Origin of the sequence: Mycobacterium sp. Aquia_216 (assembly GCF_026723865.1) — a bacterium.
GTDB lineage: Bacteria > Actinomycetota > Actinomycetes > Mycobacteriales > Mycobacteriaceae > Mycobacterium.
On the sequence record NZ_CP113529.1, the window covers coordinates 35,947 to 55,384 of the forward strand.

General features: G+C 64.9%; 20 protein-coding genes and 1 pseudogene. 15 read left to right on the forward strand and 6 right to left on the reverse strand.

Annotated elements, in window-relative coordinates; genetic code table 11:
• The first annotated feature begins 11 nt into the window (after window positions 1-11).
• The 5 genes and pseudogenes from OK015_RS00170 (at window position 12) to OK015_RS00190 (ending at window position 4,706) form a co-directional block, all read left to right on the forward strand.
• Complete coding sequence (locus tag OK015_RS00170) at window positions 12-560, forward strand: PaaI family thioesterase (protein ID WP_268128348.1); 549 nt, start codon at window positions 12-14, stop codon at window positions 558-560.
• The gene (locus OK015_RS00175; RefSeq protein ID WP_268128349.1) at window positions 557-1,501 is read left to right on the forward strand and encodes an NmrA family NAD(P)-binding protein; all 945 of its coding nucleotides are present in this window, start codon (window positions 557-559) and stop codon (window positions 1,499-1,501) included. Before OK015_RS00170 ends, OK015_RS00175 begins: the two co-directional genes overlap by 4 nt.
• Window positions 1,502-1,531: 30 nt before the next feature.
• Entirely contained in the window at window positions 1,532-2,299 is a 768-nt protein-coding gene (locus tag OK015_RS00180) for an SDR family NAD(P)-dependent oxidoreductase (protein WP_268128351.1), read from the forward strand.
• Between the two features lie 110 nt (window positions 2,300-2,409).
• Window positions 2,410-3,720 (forward strand): annotated as a pseudogene (lysA, locus tag OK015_RS00185) (diaminopimelate decarboxylase); the annotation flags it as partial.
• Window positions 3,721-3,905: 185 nt separating this feature from the next.
• A complete protein-coding gene (locus OK015_RS00190; protein WP_326498536.1) occupies window positions 3,906-4,706 on the forward strand; it encodes a rhomboid-like protein in 801 nt (266 codons plus the stop codon).
• 151 nt (window positions 4,707-4,857) lie between these two features.
• Here OK015_RS00190 and ligD read toward each other — a convergent pair whose 3' ends face one another.
• Complete coding sequence (gene ligD / locus OK015_RS00195) at window positions 4,858-5,898, reverse strand: non-homologous end-joining DNA ligase (protein ID WP_268128353.1); 1,041 nt, start codon at window positions 5,896-5,898, stop codon at window positions 4,858-4,860.
• A 25-nt stretch (window positions 5,899-5,923) separates the two neighbouring features.
• On the opposite strand from ligD, the gene OK015_RS00200 reads away from it, so the two are divergent.
• The 3 genes from OK015_RS00200 to OK015_RS00210 all read left to right on the forward strand — a co-directional run bounded on the left by OK015_RS00200 (window position 5,924) and on the right by OK015_RS00210 (window position 8,070).
• Complete coding sequence (locus tag OK015_RS00200) at window positions 5,924-6,988, forward strand: ATP-dependent DNA ligase (RefSeq protein WP_268128355.1); 1,065 nt, start codon at window positions 5,924-5,926, stop codon at window positions 6,986-6,988.
• Window positions 6,989-7,168: 180 nt separating this feature from the next.
• The gene (locus OK015_RS00205; protein ID WP_268128357.1) at window positions 7,169-7,486 is read left to right on the forward strand and encodes a DUF732 domain-containing protein; all 318 of its coding nucleotides are present in this window, start codon (window positions 7,169-7,171) and stop codon (window positions 7,484-7,486) included.
• A gap of 254 nt (window positions 7,487-7,740) precedes the next feature.
• Window positions 7,741-8,070: a DUF732 domain-containing protein gene (locus OK015_RS00210; protein ID WP_268128358.1), complete on the forward strand. Its 330-nt coding sequence runs from the start codon at window positions 7,741-7,743 to the stop codon at window positions 8,068-8,070.
• Between the two features lie 32 nt (window positions 8,071-8,102).
• Here the strand turns inward: OK015_RS00210 and OK015_RS00215 are convergent, their stop codons facing one another.
• From OK015_RS00215 to OK015_RS00225, 3 genes are all read right to left on the reverse strand, one after another.
• Window positions 8,103-9,383, reverse strand: coding sequence for a cytochrome P450 (locus tag OK015_RS00215; protein WP_268128360.1), 1,281 nt, complete (start codon window positions 9,381-9,383; stop codon window positions 8,103-8,105).
• A 114-nt stretch (window positions 9,384-9,497) separates the two neighbouring features.
• The gene (locus OK015_RS00220) at window positions 9,498-9,983 is read right to left on the reverse strand and encodes an NUDIX domain-containing protein (protein WP_268128362.1); all 486 of its coding nucleotides are present in this window, start codon (window positions 9,981-9,983) and stop codon (window positions 9,498-9,500) included.
• 5 nt (window positions 9,984-9,988) lie between these two features.
• The gene (locus tag OK015_RS00225) at window positions 9,989-11,344 is read right to left on the reverse strand and encodes a WS/DGAT/MGAT family O-acyltransferase (protein ID WP_268128363.1); all 1,356 of its coding nucleotides are present in this window, start codon (window positions 11,342-11,344) and stop codon (window positions 9,989-9,991) included.
• A 237-nt stretch (window positions 11,345-11,581) separates the two neighbouring features.
• Between OK015_RS00225 and OK015_RS00230 the strand changes: the two genes are divergently transcribed.
• Window positions 11,582-13,495, forward strand: coding sequence for an ABC transporter ATP-binding protein/permease (locus tag OK015_RS00230; protein WP_268128364.1), 1,914 nt, complete (start codon window positions 11,582-11,584; stop codon window positions 13,493-13,495).
• 28 nt (window positions 13,496-13,523) lie between these two features.
• Here OK015_RS00230 and OK015_RS00235 read toward each other — a convergent pair whose 3' ends face one another.
• Both OK015_RS00235 and OK015_RS00240 read right to left on the reverse strand, forming a co-directional pair.
• Window positions 13,524-14,159 (reverse strand): maleylpyruvate isomerase family mycothiol-dependent enzyme, encoded by a 636-nt coding sequence (locus OK015_RS00235; protein ID WP_268128366.1) that lies wholly within the window; start codon window positions 14,157-14,159, stop codon window positions 13,524-13,526.
• Entirely contained in the window at window positions 14,143-15,048 is a 906-nt protein-coding gene (locus OK015_RS00240; protein ID WP_268128368.1) for an alpha/beta hydrolase, read from the reverse strand. The genes OK015_RS00235 and OK015_RS00240 overlap by 17 nt, the downstream gene beginning before the upstream one ends.
• Window positions 15,049-15,142: 94 nt before the next feature.
• Between OK015_RS00240 and OK015_RS00245 the strand changes: the two genes are divergently transcribed.
• The 6 genes from OK015_RS00245 to OK015_RS00270 all read left to right on the forward strand — a co-directional run bounded on the left by OK015_RS00245 (window position 15,143) and on the right by OK015_RS00270 (window position 19,358).
• Complete coding sequence (locus tag OK015_RS00245) at window positions 15,143-15,790, forward strand: TetR/AcrR family transcriptional regulator C-terminal domain-containing protein (RefSeq protein ID WP_268128369.1); 648 nt, start codon at window positions 15,143-15,145, stop codon at window positions 15,788-15,790.
• A 198-nt stretch (window positions 15,791-15,988) separates the two neighbouring features.
• Window positions 15,989-17,074, forward strand: coding sequence for an NAD(P)H-dependent amine dehydrogenase family protein (locus OK015_RS00250; RefSeq protein WP_268128371.1), 1,086 nt, complete (start codon window positions 15,989-15,991; stop codon window positions 17,072-17,074).
• On the forward strand, window positions 17,071-17,568 hold the full coding sequence (locus tag OK015_RS00255) for a VOC family protein (RefSeq protein ID WP_326498504.1): 498 nt from the start codon (window positions 17,071-17,073) through the stop codon (window positions 17,566-17,568). Before OK015_RS00250 ends, OK015_RS00255 begins: the two co-directional genes overlap by 4 nt.
• Window positions 17,565-18,338: an SDR family NAD(P)-dependent oxidoreductase gene (locus tag OK015_RS00260; protein ID WP_268128372.1), complete on the forward strand. Its 774-nt coding sequence runs from the start codon at window positions 17,565-17,567 to the stop codon at window positions 18,336-18,338. Before OK015_RS00255 ends, OK015_RS00260 begins: the two co-directional genes overlap by 4 nt.
• Window positions 18,335-18,940 (forward strand): TetR/AcrR family transcriptional regulator, encoded by a 606-nt coding sequence (locus tag OK015_RS00265; RefSeq protein ID WP_268128374.1) that lies wholly within the window; start codon window positions 18,335-18,337, stop codon window positions 18,938-18,940. The genes OK015_RS00260 and OK015_RS00265 overlap by 4 nt, the downstream gene beginning before the upstream one ends.
• A 52-nt stretch (window positions 18,941-18,992) precedes the next feature.
• A complete protein-coding gene (locus OK015_RS00270) occupies window positions 18,993-19,358 on the forward strand; it encodes an ArsR/SmtB family transcription factor (RefSeq protein WP_268128376.1) in 366 nt (121 codons plus the stop codon).
• The last annotated feature ends 80 nt before the right edge of the window (window positions 19,359-19,438 follow it).

The window sequence follows — 19,438 nt, forward strand, 5'->3', positions numbered from 1 at the left end:
GAAGGGATGGCATGACGACTTCTCAAGAGGCTTCCCGTGCCGACACCGCAAGTTCGTCGCCGTGGGGCGACGCGCAGTCGCGATTGATCACCTGGCGCGATCCCATGACGACGCAAGCCACGGTCGCGTCGATGAGCGGCCTCTCCTACTGGCAGGCGGTCGCCGACGGACACCTGCCTCCCCCACCGATCGGAGAGCTGGTGCAGATGCGCGTTGTCGCGGTGGAAAACGGCCGTATCACGTTCTCCTGCACCCCGGACGCGTCCATGTACAACCCGCTGGGAATGGTGCACGGCGGAGCGGTGTGCACGCTGCTCGACACCGTAGCCGCGTGTGCTTTGCACACCACCTTGCCGCAGGGAGTCGCATACACGTCGGTCGAGATCAAGGTCAACTACCTCAAAGCTGTGACCGTCGACAGCGGGCCGTTGACCGCGGTGGGTTCCGTTATCAAAGCGGGATCACGGATCGGGTTCGCCGAAGGACAGGTCACCGACGCGGCCGGGAAGCTCGTCGCGACCGCGAGCACCACCCTGCTGGTCTTCGAGTTGCGTCGATGAGCGCGCCCATCCTGGTAATCGGCGCGACCGGCCGGCACGGCGGCACCGGATTGACCGTGGTGGATTGGCTGTTGAGTCGCGGACGCCCGGTGCGCGCGTTGGTCCGTACCGACGACGAGCGAGCAGAGGCACTGCGGCGGCGCGGGGCCACGACCGTGATCGCCGATCTGCACGATCGAGCGTCACTGGCAATGGCGGTACAGGATGTCAGCGCTGTCTACTTCACCTATCCCGTTGCGGCAGGCGTTGTTTCGGCTGCCGCCAATCTGACCTCGGTGCTGAGCGAGATGGTGTCGAAGCCGCACCTGGTGGTGATGTCGATGGCCGTGTCCTCGGTCGGTAGCCCCAGCCGGCTGGGTCAGGCGCAGGCGGTTGCCGAGGAGATCTTCACCTGGGCGGGCCTGAATCCCACGGTGCTGCGGTTCGGTGGCTTGTTTCACGAAAATGTGTTGCTTCTGCACGGGGCCACGATCAGACAGGACGGCGTGATTGCCAACAGCTTCGGCCAAGGACCGGCACCATGGATCGGCGGTGACGACGCGGCCGAGATCGCCGCTGCTCACCTGCTGGCTCCGCCGCCGGATTCCGCCCGGATCAGTTATCCGCCGCCGGCCGAGGTGATCGACCACGTGGAGGTGGCGCGCATCATCTCGGCCGAAACCGGTCGGCCCGTTCGTTTCGAACCCATCTCCGCCGCCGCGTGGCGAACGGAATTGGAGGCCGCTGCCCAGGCGGACCCAAACTCACCAATCAATGTAGCTATGGCCCAACATATCTCGACCATCGGTGGAGCATTGGCGCAACGCTCCGAATCCCTGATCCCGCCGGACCCCGACGCGCTGGCCGCGATGCTCGACCGTCCGCCGACCCCTTTGGCCGAGTTCGTCCGGCGCAATCTGCCCCACTTTGCTCCGTCGACGCCCGCGACCATGCGGACCTAACATCAACTGAAATTGTAAGGAGCACAACGTATGTCTTCCGTCCTGATCACTGGGGCCAGCCGCGGCATCGGTCGCGCCATCGCCACCGAGTTCGCGCGTCGCGGGCATCGCGTGGTGGCGACCGCACGCGATCCGCGCACGTTGACCGACCTCGACGTCAGCGAACGGCTGGCCCTCGATGTCACCGACGGCGCCAGCGTCACGGCTGCCGTAGCGTCCGCCGGCGACATCGACGTCGTGATCGCCAACGCCGGGAATATCTTCTACGCCGCCGTCGAAGCCATCCCGTTGCCGGAATTGCAACACCTGTTGAACCTCAACACCATTGGCGCCATTCGGGTGGCTCAAGCGGTACTGCCGCAGATGCGCGCCCGCAGCGACGGCAAGCTGCTGTTCATGTCCAGCGTCGTCGGACGGGTCGTGCTGCCGCCCGGTGCGGCCTACGCGGCAACGAAATGGGCGCTGGAGGCGCTCGTCGAAGCACTGGCCATCGAGGTTGCACCGTTCGGCGTTCAGGCGGCGTTGCTCGAACCCGGCGCGGTCAGCTCCGGTGCCCTCGACAATGTGACCACCTACACGCTGCCCGACGATCCCTATGTAGAAATCTTGAAAGGCGGCGGACCGCGCGCTGGAATGATCACCCCCGGACAGGTTGCCGCCGAGGTCGTCGACGCCGCCGAGAAACCGCAACTGCCGCTGCGGATCCCGATTGGCGATGCCGCACGCGCGCTGTTGGCGGTGCGAAAGGCAGCACCCGAAGATACCCCGTTTGTCCCGGCGAACTACGTCAAGAATTAAGCGCGCCGGGTGGCGTATCCGACCCGGAAAACCGTGAAGATTGATCACCCGGGTGTGAAAGATTCGTTAAGAACGCTGCACGATGTCGCCGCAGGCTTCAATTTGGAAGCATGACGCTGTTCGATTTGCTTCCGTCGCTTCGGCACGGTTTGCACCCGCACCTCGACAGCGCAATCTGGCCATCGAGTGCTGCCCACGACGATCTGGGCCAGCTGTGCGTCGGCGGGGTGGCCGTCACCGAGATCGCGGCCGAGTTCGGCACGCCTGCCTACCTGGTGGATGAACACGAATTTCGGGCCCGGATCCGTCACTATCGTGCCGCGCTTCCCGGGGTCGAGCTGGTCTACGCGTGCAAGGCACTGCTGAGCACCGCCGTGGCCGAATGGGCAACCGCCGAAGGCGCCGGCCTGAACGTCTGCTCGGCCGGCGAACTGGCCACCGCATTGGCAGCCGAGGTGCCGCCGTCGCGGATCGTCCTGCACGGCAATGCCAAGACCGCCGGCGAACTGCACGATGCGGTCGACGCCGGGGTGGGCCGCATCGTCATCGATTCCCCGAACGCGATCGCGCTGCTTGCCACGCAGGTGCGTCGCCGCCAAAGCGTGCTGGTCCGGGTGATTCCCGACATCGAAGCCCCCGGCCAGCACGGGGCCGGCTTCGGCTTCACCGTGGCGGACGGGCAGGCGGCCGGTGCAGTCAGGCGTGTTCTGGATCAGCCCTGGCTGGACCTGGTCGGGTTGCACTGCCACCTCGGCTCGCGGCTCACCGACCCGGGGCGATACGGCTCGGCGATCCGGCAGTTGGTGGCCCTGATGGCTGAGGTGCGCGACCACCATGGCGTCGTGCTCAGCCAGCTCGACCTCGGCGGCGGGCACGGGGTTCCGTACGTTTCCGGCGATCCCGAATTCAGCCCGTCGACGCTCGCCGCGGTCATCGACTCCGCGCTTCGATCCGCTTGTGCCGACTACACCTATCCCCGCCCGCAGATCGTGATCGAGCCGGGCCGAGCGATCGCCGCGCGCGCGGGAATCACGCTGTACCGGGTGATCGCCGTCAAGCACCAGCCCAACGGGCGCACCTACGTCGTCGTTGACGGCGGCATGGTCGATAACCCGCAGGAGGGCACGCACGGTGTGAAATACACAGCGGCACTGGCTAACCGGCATGTACCGACCACAACGGCGCCTGTCACGATCGTGGGCCGGCAATGCGAAGCCGGGGAAGAGATCGCCCGCGACGTCGAGCTACCCACCGACATTCACGCCGGCGATCTACTGGCGGTGGCTTGCACTGGCGCCTATCACTATTCGATGGGATCCGCCTGCAACTTGGTGGGGCGTCCGCCACTGATCGCCGTTGCCGACGGCCGGACGCGCGCACTGGTGCGCCGAGAAACCGTCGCTGACCTGCTCGCTCGCGACTGTGACTGGTCTCACCCACCGCAGCGTGCAGGTTCCGTCACAATGGATATCGACAACGCGAGTGGGGAATAGGCATGTTTGACACGGCTGTTGACCGGCGCCGCGACCATTGGCCGCACATCGCGACCCGGACCGCTCACGAAGGTGTAGCCGAAGTGCCTCGCGTTGAAAATCGTTGGAAGGCGATGAGTTCGCGGGTCCTGTCCGTAGCGGCGTGGTTGCCCGCCACCATCGTGTACGCGGTCATGCTGCTCGGAGTGTCGTTGCTGCTGAAAGCGCTCGGTACGCACGCGCATGACGTGGCGGTGCGCGAGATGAGCACCAACTTGCACAATCTGGCCCACGGCCACGTGGTCACGTTGGTCGGCAGCGCGTTCGTCAGCGACGGAGGCCATGTGCTGCTTTGGCTACCTGGCCTGGTGTGCTTGCTAGCGCTGGGTGAATTGATTTGGCGCAGTGCGGGTTTGGTCGTCGCGTTCGCGTTCGGCCATATCGGCGCCACGTTGGTCGTCGCAGTGTGGCTGGCCGCCGCGCTGAAGGCGGGCTGGCTGCCGATGTCTTTGGCGAACACCACCGACGTGGGGATGAGTTACGGCGCAGTGTGTGTTCTGGGGGCCCTCACCGCGTCGATACCCTCGCGTTGGCGACCGGCTTGGATCGGTTGGTGGCTCGGCAACGCCATCGCCGCAGCCTTGACCGCAGAGTTCACCGCCATCGGTCACGTGGTTGCGCTGCTGCTCGGCATCGCTTTGTCCTTCCGATTGCGCTCGATCCTGCACTGGACACTTCTCCACTCGGCTTTGCTCGTGATCGGGTCCGCGTTCGGCTACATGGTGCTGTGCGGACCAGCGGGACCCGCGCCGGTGGCCGGCGCCGCAGGTGCGCTGATCGCGCTCGTGGCCGCCTGGGTATTGCGGCCACGCGACAACGCAACCCAAGCGTTGGCGGGCCAGCCGGGATTTGTGCCGCAGCCGGCACAGTCGTAGTCAGTCAGCCGGCGACTCGCCCCGCGCCGCTTACCATTCCGTACGCCTCCATGCGCGACGATTCGACGTCAGAATGCCAGACGGCGCGCGGGTGGCTGGTAATTGCTGCGATTAATCGTTGTCCGGATGCGCGCCAACGACACGCCGTCATTCAATCCGACTTGTTTTTCCGGGTCAGATCGGTGTCCCGACTTGGCTGTACGCGTTTCGGCTCGCCGGGCATTTTGGGATAATTCGGCGGATAGGGCATATCGCCCAGGCCGCGCTCCTCGTCGGCCTCGACCATCTCCAGCAATGGCGTCAGCGAATGGGCCACGTCGTCCATACCGGCCCATGGATCGTCGCGAACTTGGACCAGGTCCCGCACGGTCGCCATCGTGTAATCGTCGGGCTCCGCGCCGACTAACTCATCCCACGTCAATGGCGTCGACACGGTCGCGATCGGCGTGCGGCGCACCGAGTAGGGCGAGGCCATGGTGCGGTCTCGAGCGTTTTGGTTGAAGTCGATGAAGATGCGCTCGCCGCGTTCCTCCTTCCACCACGACGTGGTCACCGCGTCCGGCGCGCGGCGTTCGACCTCGCGCGCCAGCGCGATGCCCGCCCGGCGCACCGCGATGAAGTCCCAGTCGGTGGCGATCCGGAGAAACACATGAATCCCGCGCCCCCCTGATGTCTTGGGATAGCCGACGAGCCCGAGCTCATCGAGCAACGGCCGTAGCACGTCGACCGCAACGGAGCGCGCCTGCTCGAAACCGACGCCGGGCTGGGGGTCGAGATCGATGCGCAGCTCGTCGGGGTGCTCGGTGTCGGGACAGCGAACCTGCCACGGATGCAGCGTGACCGTGCCCATCTGCGCCGCCCACACGATCGCCGCCGGGTGAGTGACCATCAACGCGTCGGCGGTTCGTCCCGACGGGAAGGCGATCCGGCACGTCTCCAGATAGTCGGGATGATGCTGCGGAATCCGCTTCTGGTAGATCTCCTCGCCGTCGATGCCGTCCGGAAAGCGCTGCAGATGGGTGGGCCGGTTGCGCAGCGCGTCCAGCATCGGACCGCCGGCCACCGCGAGGTAGTACTCGGCGAGCCGTCGCTTGGTGCCATTCGACCCGAGCTTCGGGAAGTACACCTTGTCCGGGTTGGAGAGTCGTACCGAGACCCCGTCGACGTCGAGCTCTTCCGCTTCCGCAGCCATGTCTCGATTCCAGCACAATGACCGGATGGAGCTACCCGTCATGCCCCCGGTTTCGCCGATGCTGGCCAAGTCGGTCAAGGCGATCCCCCCGGACGCCTCCTATGAACCCAAATGGGATGGATTCCGCTCCATCTGTTTCCGGGACGGTGATCAGGTCGAACTGGGAAGCCGCAACGAGCGGCCGATGACCCGCTATTTCCCCGAGCTGGTGGCGGCGGCGCGGGCCGAGCTGCCGCGACGCTGCGTGATCGACGGTGAGATCGTGATCGCGACCGAGCACGGCTTGGACTTCGAAGCGCTGCAACAGCGCATTCACCCGGCCGATTCGCGGGTGCGGATGCTCGCCGAGCACACCCCGGCGTCCTTCATCGCATTCGACCTGCTGGCCCTCGGCGACGAGGACTACACCCGGCGCCCCTTCTGCGAGCGGCGCGCGGCACTCGTCGACACGCTGGCCGACGCCGGGCCGTCGATTCATGTCACGCCGGCGACCACGGATCTGGACACCGCGCAGCTTTGGTTCGAGGAGTTCGAGGGCGCCGGTCTCGACGGCGTCATCGCCAAGCCGCTAGGCATCACGTATCAACCGGACAAGCGCGTCATGTTCAAAATCAAGCACGAGCGCACGGCCGACTGTGTGGTCGCGGGATATCGAGTACACAAGTCGGGCGGCGACGCGATCGGGTCACTGCTACTCGGGCTCTACCAAGACGACGGCCAGCTCGCATCGGTCGGCGTGATCGGCGCGTTTCCCATGACCGAACGGCGGCGACTGTTCACCGAATTGCAGTCGCTGGTAACCACTTTCGATGACCACCCGTGGAGCTGGGCCGCACACGAAGCCGGCGAGCGCACCCCACGGAAAAACGAGACCTCGCGGTGGAACGCCGGTAAGGATCTCTCGTTCGTGCCGCTGCGGCCCGAGCGGGTCGTCGAGGTCCGCTACGACCACATGGAAGGTCGACGGTTCCGCCACACCGCCCAGTTCAGCCGCTGGCGTCCCGACCGCGATCCACGCTCATGCACCTACGAACAACTCGAGCAGCCGGTCACCTTCCGCCTCGGCGACATCGTCCCGGGCCTGGGCTAAACGGCGGCTGCGCTCCGCAGCTTAGGCGGGGTTCGCTACGCGTTCGGCACCGACGCGCGAGGCCACTCGGCGACCTCCATACAGCGTTTGCACAGCGACCTGGAAGCGAAAACCTGTTGCGGCGCCCACCGGGGCGGCGGATTCTGGGTGTCTAGACGGTTAACGGAAAGAAGTCAACAGATGAACTCAGCGGCATTCATGAAACCCTTGGCCATGGGAATCTTGGCGGCTATCGCGCTTTCATCGGGAGTCGCGACGCCGGTCGCACATGCAACTGCGACGGATGACTTCCTCAGACAGGTGCGTGCGAATGGGGTCGGGCTTCACAAATCGGATGCCGCCTTGATTCAGGACGCTCAGGAAGTGTGCGACATGCTCGACTACCAGGAGTCGGCTTACCAATACCTTGACCAGCACTCCGGTCTAGACGACAAGCAATCCGCCATGTTCGTCATCGCCTCGGTCAAATACTTCTGCCCGCAGTTAACACCCGGATAGGGCCCGATCAGCGGCACACGTTCAGCCCGAGCGCCATCGTGCCGGGCCTTGGATAAAAAGCGGCTAGATCAAAAAAGCCGATGACCCACAACCGAGCCTTGCCTTACTGATAGGCAGGCAAATGCCGTCGTGGTGGGTCATAATTCTTTACCGCTTGTTTGGTCCACGTGCATTGAAGCCGCTTATGGTCTCCCTCCGTATTGACTGGCGGCGGAAGCAGATCCTTGATGGATAGGTCGAAAGGAAGTCAACGAATGAACGCTGCGGCGGCCGTGCGGAAGCCCCTGGGAATCCTGGCGGCTATCGGGCTCTTGTCGGCGGGAGCGGCCCCGGTCGCGCAGGCAACTCCGACGGATGACTTCCTCCGTCAGGTACGTGCAAACGGTATCGGGGTCAACGCACCCGATAGCGCCGTGATCCAGGATGCCAAGGAAATATGCGACATGCTCGACTACCAAGAGCAGGCCTACCAATACCTCAATCAGCACTCCGGTCTAGACCGCAATCAGTCCGCCTTCTTCATCGCCGCTTCCGTCACCTATTACTGCCCGCAGTTCGCCCCCAAGCTGGGCCCGGGTCACTAAAAGCGCAGCGTAGTCCGACTCGCCGCCCGAGATCAGACCGCGACCGTCAGCTCCGATAGCCCGCGCAGCGTGATGTTGGCCTTGTACTGAGGTTCGCTGTCCAGCCGGGCGTCCGGGAAACGCGCCGCCAGCTCCGACAGGGCAATGCTGGCTTCCATCCGCGCCAGCGGCGCGCCCAGACAGTAATGCAGTCCACGCCCAAATCCCAAGTGCCGCAATGGTCCCCGATCGGGATCGAAGGTATCGGGTCGATCGAATTCGGCGGGATCGCGGTGCGCCGCGGCCAGCAGCAACATCATCACGTCACCCTCTGGCACCTTGGCGTCTCCAATTGTCATGTCTTCGAGGGCAATTCGGCCGACCATTTGCACGGGCGGGTCGTAGCGCAGAGTCTCCTCGATGACCGCGGAGACGCGGTTGGCGTCTTCACGCAATGCCGCCCATTGCGGTGGTTCTCGCAGCAGCGCCAGAATCGCGTTGCCGATCAGATTGACCGTCGTCTCGTGACCGGCGACCAGTAACAGCAGGCAGGTCGAGACGATCTCGTCCTCGGTCAGCTGATCACCGGACTCCTCCACCGCGACCAGACCGGACATCAAATCGTCGCCGGGTCGCGTACGTCGTCGAGCGATCAAGCCGTGCAGATACTCCCGCAACCACGCCCCGGCATCAAGGCGCTCCTGTAGACCGTCAGAGGCCGAACCGGTGAACGTGACGAACGGGTCCAGTGATTGTGCGAGTAAGCCTGACGCGTGGCTGAACTGCGACTCGTCGTCGAGGGGCACCCCGAGCAGCCGACAGATGACCGCCACCGGTAGCGGATAGGCGAAATCTTCGACGACGTCAAAGCGGCCCTTCGCGGCGATCCCGTCGAGCAATTCGCCGACCAGGACGCTGATGTCGGGCCGCAGCGCGTTGACCACTTTCGGCGCGAACGCCTTGCTGACCAGCTTGCGCAGCCGCGTGTGATCGGGTGGATCCAGGAACAGAAAGCCCGGCGGGACTTGTGCGGGCGGCGGCGCGCCGGCGGCGGTGAGTTCCCGGATCTGGGCTTCAACCTGCTCTTGAGCGCGCGTCGACTTCATCCGGTCGCTACTCGACGATGGATGCCGCAGGGTGTCGTCGCAATCCCGGTATGTCGAGAAGACGGCGAGGTGCGCGTCGGGCAACAAAATCGGTCCGCGTTCCCGAATCTGTGCGCCCAGGGGATAGGGATCGGCCCGATTCGCCGGGTCGAGGAATCCAAACAGCAACTTTTGCGATTCGGCGTGGTCGGCCGGTCCGGGGGGCGGCTGAATCGGCGCAGTCGTCATGCAGACATTGTGCCTGCGGCACTAAAGTCGTGGTTCGAAGTGGGTGACCGCGCAGGCGTCAGCAACTAGCATTTGCGGTCGTGGTCTTCGCGGTCCGCAGGCGCGGGCGGCGTCCTAACTCCCTTCGGTGAGGCCCGTCAGCTCCGGGTGCGCCATCAGCAAGTCGAGATAGGGCCGTTGTCCCTTCAGTAATTTGGTGCGCGCCCGGGTCACCGGGAACCATCCGACTCGATCCACTTCGGGAAACTCCCGCACCGTGCCCGAGCCCTTGGGCCACTCCAGCTCGAAGGTGTTGCTCCTTGCGTCGGTGACGTCGAGGTCGGTGCGGACGGCGAAGGCCGTGACCACCTTGCCACTGGGTTGTTTCAGCACGCCCAGGTCGAGGCGCGGCCCGGCCGGAACTGGGAGCCCCAACTCCTCGGCGAACTCACGCTGCGCCGCGGCCCAGGGATCCTCGCCGTCGGTGTACTCGCCTTTCGGAATCGACCAGGCCCCGTCGTCTTTGCGGACCCAAAACGGGCCGCCCGGATGTGCGAGCAGGACTTCGACGACACCGTCGAAGATCCGGTACAACAGCACACCCGCACTGAGCTTGGGCACCGCGCTCAGACCCCGACGGCGCGTTCCAGGTCTTTGAGCGACGACTCCAAATGCGCGAGCAGTCGCTGCAAGTGCGGGACGCTGCGCCGGCATCCGACCAGACCGAAATCGAGTTTGTCGGCATTGCTGACCAGGGTGATGTTCAGCGCCTGGCCGTCGAGAATCGCGGACAGCGGATAGCTGCCGTCCAGGCGGGCGCCGCCGTAGTACAGCTGCTCACGGGGTCCGGGAACGTTGGAGATGATCAAGTTGAAGGGCGGCGACGTCGACGTCACCCATCCGGGAACCGCCGCCATCGCCAACGCACTCATGTTCAGCGCGGAAAGCGCCAGAGCCTGGACTCGAGGCAGCTGGGAGAACACCGTCTTGTTCTTGTACATCGACTCGCTCACGGTTTCCAGCCGCTGGGCGGGATCCTCGATGTCGGTGGCCAGGTTGCACAAGATCGCTCCGACCAGGTTGCCGCCGGCGTCAGCCTCGTCCTCCCGGCGCAGGCTCACCGGGACCATCGCCAACAGCGGTGTGTCCGGCAGGGCGTCCCGCTCCAGCAGGTAGTAGCGCAAGGCGCCCGAACACATTGCCAGGACGACATCGTTGAGCGTCACCCCCGCGGCGTTCTTGACGTTCTTGATGCGGTCCACCGACCACGACTGCGCGGCGCAGCGCCGGGCGCCACCGATCTTGACGTTGAGCATGGTGCGCGGAGCTCCGAACGGCAGCGTGAGTTGCTGTTCGAACAGCGCGGCACGGACTAGCGACACCGTCGACGGTGCCAGCGCCGCAAGGGATCCCGCCGTATGCATCAGCGAACTCAGAGGCGACGACGCCGCGGACTTGCGCTTGGGTTTGCGCAGGCTCCAGGGCGCCCGAATCTCGGTGTCGTCGGGGTCGTTGGACAGTGCGCGTTGCATCAGCTTGAGGGCCGAGACGCCGTCGATAAGGGAGTGGTGCATCTTGGTGTAAATCGCGAAGCGACCGTCCTTGAGTCCTTCGATCACGTACGCCTCCCACAGCGGGCGGTGGCGATCGAGCAGGCTGCTGTGCAACAACGAGGTCAGCTCGAGCAGATCGCGGACCCGCCCCGGCGAGGGCAACGCGGAGCGCCGGACGTGATAATCGATGTCGAGGTCCTTGTCATACGACCAGCCGAGATTGGCGATTCCGCCCAAGAAGGTCGCCGGACGCTTGAGGAAGGTGGGCTGGAAATCCTGCTGGGCGACCAAGCTGTCGTAGAACTCGCGCACAAACTCCACACCGGCGCCCCCGGGGGGCTCGTACAACGACAGCCCACCGACGTGCATGGGATGCTCACGGGATTCCCCTAGCAGGAATACCGAGTCGGTGGGGCTCATCAGTTCCATCCCCCAATTAGACCCCCGCGGTGAAGCAACCCGCTAGCAACCTGCAGGAAAGGTTGCGAGGCAACGAGATCGACGGTCGTTCGATCCCTTGCCGGGAGGGCCGGGCCGGAGCGGCGATTTTCTTTAGTTCGACCCCTGCCTACGGCAAATACTGCAGACTGCCCTTGACCGGACGGGCCGCAGCGCGGCTTCCCGCTACCGGACTGACCGAGACGCCGCAAAGGGGACGAGCTTGCGATGGAGAAATTCACCCCATCGATCGACTGGAACCACGAACTGGTCTCGTCGTTTCGCTGGATTCTCGAGACCTGGACGGCCAGCGCCGTGTGTTTGCTCGTCATCGGGCTCGCGGCTGTCAGGTTCACCCGGTGGGGCGGCGAGTTTTGGCGCGTCACCGGTGATTACTTCACCGGCCGGCAGAGCCTCCCGGTGTGGGGTCTGTTTGCCGTGCTGCTGCTGTCGGTAATGCTGGCGGTGCGAATCAACATCTTGCTCAGCTATTACAGCAATGACCTGTACTCGGCGCTGCAGGCGGCGTTCCAGGGGGCCGGCGCCGGCGACAATGCGGTACGCGACTCCGGCATCCACGGCTTTTGGACGGCCATCCGCACGTTCTGCGTGATCGCGACCCTGCATGTGTTGCGGACGATGGCGGACTTGTATTTGATGCAGCGATTCCTGATCCGCTGGCGGGTGTGGCTTACCGATCGCTTGACGATGGACTGGCTCGACCGACGCGCGTACTACCGCGCTCGTTTCATCGATGACACGATCGACAACCCCGACCAACGCATTCAGCACGACATCGACATCTTCACCGCGGGGATGGGCGGTTCAGCTAATCACCCCAATGGGGGCACGTCGAGCAATTTGGTTTTTGGCGCAGTCCATTCCGTTGTCTCGGTCGTGTCATTCAGCATGATCCTGTGGCGGCTTTCCGGTCCGTTGCACATCCTCGGGGTCACCCTCCCGAGGGCGCTCTTCTGGGTCGTATTCGTCCACGTGCTGGTTGCCACGGTGGTCGCGTTCTGGATAGGCCGCCCGCTGATCCGCCTCAGTTTCCGCAACGAACAGTTCAATGCCGCATTCCGATATGCGCTGGTGCGGTTGCGTGACGCCGCGGAGGCGGTCGGCTTCTATCGCGGCGAGCGAGCCGAGCGCGCTCAGCTGACGAATCGATTCGACACCACGATTACCAACTACCGAAGCTATGTGCGGCGCACGATTGGCTTCATCGGCTGGAACCTCACGGTCAGTCAAGCGATCACCCCGCTGCCATTCATCGTGCAGGCGCCGCGGCTGTTCGCCGGCAGCATCAAGTTCGGCGGGGTCACCCAGTCGGCCAGCGCTTTCAGCCATATCGAGGATTCACTGTCGTTCTTCCGTAACGCTTACGACCGCTTCGCCAGTTATCGGGCGGCGATACTCCGGCTCAACGGGCTGGTCCAGGCCAACGCCGAGGCGCGGACGCTACCGGAGCTGTCCGCCGTGGCCAGCTCCGATGGTTCGGTCGAGCTTGCCGATGTCGAGGTCCGCACACCATCCGGAACGCGACTGATCGCGCCGCTCGATTTGCGGCTGGTGCCGGGCGACGCGCTGGTCGTCACCGGGAGGTCGGGCTGCGGCAAAACCACCCTGTTGCGCACCCTGGCGCAGTTGTGGCCGTACGCCTCGGGCACGTTGCGCCGCCCGGACGGCCGTAACCGGGTCATGTTTCTGTCGCAGTTGCCCTATGTTCCGCTCGGCACCCTGCGCGCCGTGGTGTCCTACCCGGCCCTGGCCGGCGAAATCGACGACAGCGCGTTGCAGCAGGCGCTGGTCAAGGCCGCACTTCCCAACCTCACCACCCGGCTCGACGAGGAACGGGACTGGGCCAAGGTCCTCTCGCCCGGAGAGCAGCAACGCGTCGCATTCGCGCGGCTGCTGGCGATCAAACCGCAGGCGGTCTTCCTTGACGAAGCCACTTCCGCAGTCGACGAAGCTCTAGAGTTCCTGCTGTACAACCTCGTTCGGACCGAGTTGCCGGACTGCATCATGGTCAGCGTCAGCCACCGCGGCACCGTCGAACAACACCACCATCAGGAATTGGCGTTGCTCGGCGACGGGCCGTGGTACCTCCGGGACATCCCCGAGCAAATCCGATCGACCTGACCTGAGTCGGTCCGCCGCAGTGTCGTGATCACATCCGAGACGAAAGTACCGCGACGCCATCACCGCTGAGGTACGACAACGCCCAGGGCCTACCCGCGAGCACGGATGCGAGGTGAGCGGACTGCCCGACAACCGCGGGTCCCTCCGCGCGATGAGACCAGTTCGCGTCGGTGGCAAGCAGATTGAGGCCACGAGCGCGCGCGGCCGCCGGGACGAACGGGTTGGGCACCCGTACCTGAGTGTTCAACACGGCGAGGACGGTCGCCGCGGGAATCGCCGACTCTTTGCCCAACGCGTAGGTGATGTCCAGCTCGTGGATGACGTGGTCACCCAACAACAATCGTCTCGGGAAGAGGCGGCCGATTCCCCGGGCTCGGTGTACCAGCGCGACAAAGTCATCCAGCAACTGGTCCGGACCGCGCCGTGCCGCCAGGCCGCGAGCCAGTTCGGTGTTCGCGCCGTCAAACGAGCCGCGATGCCGCAGCATGCTTGTGGCAACGTCGAAGAATCCAACCCCGTAGCCGATGACCAGATGGGCCAGCACCTCGTGATTGGTCCACTCGGTGCACAGGCTTGGTTTGGCCCACTGCGTCGCGCTGATGCTTCGAGCCAACTCGGCAAGTCTTGTGTCGTTGTCCCGCAATGCGTTAGCCGACTCGGACACCCAAGTGCTCCTGCAGAAAGGCGGTCTGGTCGGCGAGTAGCGAACTCAGCAGCGGCGGGTGATAGATCTGGAAGTGATCACCGTCGTAGTGCCGCACTACGCCGCGCGGCGCCGCGGCGGCGACATCTTCGGCGTGGTGGCGATCCATCAAGGTTTCCCGACGCGATACGCAGACAAGAAGCGGCGCTTCGATTTTCGCTGCTCCACGCTTCGCGCTGCTCGCCGCGATTCCAAGCACATCCATCGCCGCCATCCGGTTATCGAACGTGCAGCCGGGTTCTACGGTGGAATACCAGCCGTCCAACGCGCCCGCGACCGTGACCGCGGCCACGCTCCCGGGCCTGCCGACGATCGCGACATACGTTCGGCCGGCCCGTCGCAACCGGCTGAAGGCGTCGGCGATGATCGCCGGCGTAAGCCGCAATGCGGGCATAACGCCGCCTCGCCGCAACGTCCCCGGCCCGTGCACGATCGGGCATTGCACCACGACGGCCGCTGCTTGGACTCGGTGTGCTGCCGCTTGCAGCACGTGCAGCGCCCCAAGACTGGTGCCCCACAAACCCAGCCTGGCCGCGTCGATACTGGGGTGCGAGCGTAGATAGGCAAACGCCGCTTCAACGTCCTGCCGGTGCCCGCGCATGCCGAACCGCTGACGAGGTTCGCCGCCGGACTCGCCCGTGTACCGATAGTCAAACGCCAGTGTCGCGAGGCCGGATTGGGCGAAATGCTGCTCGTATTGGGACAGCGACATGCCATGGGTAGCGCCCAGGCCGTGGGCCAACACCAGGCCCGGATGCGGCCCGGGGCCGTCGGGAAGAGTCAGCCAGCCCGCGCAACGGGTACCGCGCGACATGAAGGACACCCTCGCGGTGTCGTATGCGGCCGTCATGTGAGATCCTTCCATAGATACGTACACCGTACGTTTTATATTACGTACAGTGTACGTGTCAATGGGTCCACATACCGAGGAGGCCGGGCGCTAGATGCGGGCACGATTCACTCTCGCCGAGGTGCGGGCGCAGGCGATCCAAATCGTCGACAAGGACGGGCTCGCGGGCCTGAGCATGCGATCGCTGGCGGCCGCATTGGGCACCGGACCGATGACGCTCTACAACTACGTCAAAGACCGCGAGGAGCTGGAAGGCCTGGTCGCCGAGGCGGTGCTCGCCGATGTCCGCCTGCCGCGCCGGTCCGACGATTGGCACGCCGACGTCAAGGCCGTCGCGACCGCCATCTGGCGGGGAGTGCGTCAACACCCCAACGCAGCGCCGTTGGTGTTGACACGCCGCGCGGTGTCGGCAGTCGGCTACCTTCCCGCCGAACGCCTCGTCGAAGCGCTGCGACGCGCGGGGCTGAGTGACCTCGATGCGCTCGCCGCGTTTCGCGCGGTGCTCAGCCTCGTAATGGGCGCTGCCCAAGTCGAATTGGCTGGTCCGCTGGCCGCGGCCGACCGTGAACAATCCAACGCGGCGATCGCCCAGCGCATCGGCGACCTCGCCGGCGCCGAGCACCCGCACCTGGCCGCGCTGGCCGAGACCAGTCAGCGTTCGACGATGGGTGACGACTTCGACCGCGCCCTCGACATGCTGCTCACCGGCATCCAGGCCGCTGCAACTAAACGGCGACGGTAGGCCGTCGAGCGTGGCGGGCGTCGAGTATGCGGTGCGGGCCCCCGGACGCACACCCGGGACCGCAACACGTCGGTGATGGTCTTGAGCTCTACGGCGCGTGCCCTCGTCGTTGACAGTGACTGCCATTCGGTCATAATGTGCCAGCAGGTCGTCGTCGTGTAAAAAGTCCACGCGCCGTGTCCATTCGAGAGGTCAGCGATGAGTAACCCGTCCAAGCTGCGTGTCATTCAATGGGCGACCGGAGGGGTCGGCAAGGCCGCGATCGAGTGCGTGCTCAACCACCCGCAGCTCGAGCTGGCCGGCTGCTGGGTGCACAGCGCGGAAAAGAACGGCGTCGACGTCGGCCGGATCATCGGGACGGCGGATCTCGGTGTCACCGCCACTTCCAACATCGACGAGATTCTCGCGCTGGACGCCGACTGCGTCATGTACAGCCCGTTGATACCGAACGACGACGAGGTCATCGCGATCCTGCGGTCCGGCAAGAACGTGGTCACCCCGGTCGGCTGGGTTTACCCCGACCCGGGCAACGCCCGACACCAGGCCGTCGCCGACGCCGCGGTCGAGGGCGGCGTGACGTTGCACGGTTCGGGCATCCACCCGGGCGGCATCACGGAGCGTTTCCCGCTCATGGTGTCCTCCCTCTCGTCGGCGGTCACCCACGTGCGCGCCGAGGAGTTCTCGGACATCCGCACCTACAACGCTCCCGACGTGGTGCGCCACATCATGGGATTCGGCGGTACCCCCGAGGAGGCCATGTCTGGGCCGATGGCCAGCCTGCTCGAGGCGGGCTTCAAACAATCGGTGCGAATGATCGCCGACCACATGGGATTCCGCATCGAGCCGAATATCAGGACCATCCAAGATGTCGCCGTGGCGACCTCCGACATCGATTACGCACCGTTCCCGATCACCACGGGCACAGTGGCCGCACGCCGGTTCCGCTGGCAGGCCCTCGTGGACGGCGAGCCGGTCATCACCGCGGCGGTCAACTGGCTAATGGGCGAGGAGAACTTGGACCCCGCATGGAATTTCGGTGGAATCGGGGAGCGCTTCGAGGTCGAGATCACCGGAGACCCCACCGTGAGCCTCACCTTCAAGGGGCTGCAACCGGAGACCATCGAAGAAGGACTGGTGAAGAATCCGGGCGTCGTGGTCACGGCCAATCACTGCATCAACGCCATTCCCGACGTCTGCGCCGCCGAGCCGGGCATCAAGACCTATCTGGACCTGCCGTTGTTTGCCGGGCGCCCGGCTCCCAAGCTCACCGCGGAGACCAGATGACCGTCCTCGACGACGTTTCGTTCTGTCATCTCGTCGTCGGCGTTACCGACATGGATCGCGCACTCGCCTTCTACCGCGACGTGCTCGGCATGGACGTCGTCTTCGAATCCCTGATCTCCGGCGAGCCTTTCGATACGGCATTGCACGCGACCCGCAAACAGGAGGGCCGCGTGGTCGGCGGATTGCTGGGCGGGCTGATGGTCGAGCTGCTCTCACTCGGCACCAAACCCGCCGCCGACAAGCCGGCCCGACGCGGCATCACCGGGATCCAGAACGTGTCACTGTCGGTGACCGACCTCGACGGCACGCACCGCCGCATCACCGACGCCGGCTATACGCCGGACCAGGAGCCGTTCGAGATCGGCGGCGTCCGAATGTTTTTCGTCAAGGACCCGGACGGGACACCGGTGGAATTCATCGAACTGCCCGACGGGGCGCGCAGCACCTACGAGATGCACCGAGGCGTGCGGCTGCAGATGGGACCCGTCACATGAGCTATACCCACGCCGAATCGATGCGCGGACACGTCGCGATCGTCACCGGGGCCGCGCAAGGTGTCGGCAAAGGCGTCGCCATCGCATTGCTGGAACGTGGTGCAGAGGTCTTGTTGGTCGACATCAAAGAAGACGTCCTCGGCCAGACCACTGCCGAGCTCAAGGCAATCGGTGGTGTCGAACAACTGGTCGCCGATCTGCGCGACCCGGATAGCGCACAGCGAATCGCGGACGCCGCGGTCGACGCTTTCGGCGCGGTGCACGGGCTGGTCAACAATGCCATCGCCACCAACGAGCCCAAAGCATTCGTCGACATCACGCTCGAAGACTTCGCGCTCGGTCACGACGTCGGTCCCCGCGCGACCTTTCTGCTCATGCAGGCGGTGCACCCGTTGATGGTCAAGGCCGGCGGCGGGTCGATCGTCAACCTTGGTTCCGGCACGGGCACCGGTGGCGAACCCAAGTGGGGTGGCTACGCCACCGCCAAGGAGGGCATCCGCGGCCTGTCCAAGGTCGCGGCGCTGGAATGGGGTCGCGACAACATCCGCGTCAACGTCATCTGCCCGTTTGCCGAATCGGACGGCGTCAAGTTCTGGAAGTCGTTCGCGCCCAAGGAATACGAGAAGGCGGTGGGGCGTGTTCCGATGAAGCGGATCGGCGACGTCCATACCGACGTGGGCGCGCTGGTGGCCTTCCTGCTGGGCAGCGACGCGACCTTCATCACCGGGCAGACGATTCACGTCGACGGCGGAATCGGCTGTTTCCGATGACGGGAGAGTCGCTGCGGGATCGGCAGCGCGCCCAGATCCGGGCGGACATCAGCCTGGCGGCGTTTCGACTGTTCATCGAGCGCGGCTACGACGCCGTCACGACAGAGGAAATCGCCACGGCCGCAGGAGTTTCTCCGCGTACCCTGTTTCGGCACGTACCGACCAAGGAAGAGCTGTTGCTCGCCCCGGTCCGGCATGGCGGCGCCGCGATTGTCAACCTGCTCGAACAGCGGCCGCCCGGCGAGGCGCCCGACATCGCCCTCACCAACGCCATCGTCACGCGAACCCGCTCATTCGACGAGGCCGACTGCCAACAGTGGCGAGAGGCCCTGCTCGGGGCGCCTGGCCTGCTGGACAAGGTCACGATTCACACCCCCGCCGACAAGGAGCGGGCCTTGAAACTGATCGCCGAACGCATGAGAGCGAACCCGCAGGTCGATATCCGACCCGGCCTTCTTGTTCAACTTGCTTTTGCCGCAGCAGATTTCGGATTCCAGCAGTGGGTTCGTCAAACCATGACCGCGCGACCGCTCGATCGCTACGTCACCGAGGCTCTCGAGGCGGTCAAGAGCCCGCACTGGCAAGTGAAGTCGAAATCGTAAGTTGACCGCTCGGCCGCCGGCACGCTGATTAGATATCTGTTTATATAGAGGGATGTCGAATCACGTGTCGGAGGCGTGTTGCCCGAGGTTGGGGGCGGCCGCGCTGGGCGATTCAGAGGCCGCAACCTTGGCCACGATGTTCAAAGCGCTCAGCGACCCGGTACGCCTGCGGTTGTTGAGTCTGATCGCCAGCCATCCCGGCGGCGAGGCGTGTGTTTGTGAGATCTCGGCGACGTTCGACGTCTCCCAACCAACGATTTCGCACCACCTCAAACTGCTGCGCTCAGCGGGCTTGTTGGACTGCGAGCGGCGGGGCACCTGGGTGTACTACTGGGTGATTCCCGCTGCTTTGCAGCAACTTTCGTCACTCTTGAAGTTCGACGACCTGGACGCGACGAAACGGAAGCACCGCCCGTGACGATAACCCGCTCAGAGACCGCACGCCGGGGTACGGCCGCTGCGCCCACCGTGTCGAGACTCTGATCACAGAACTCCTGC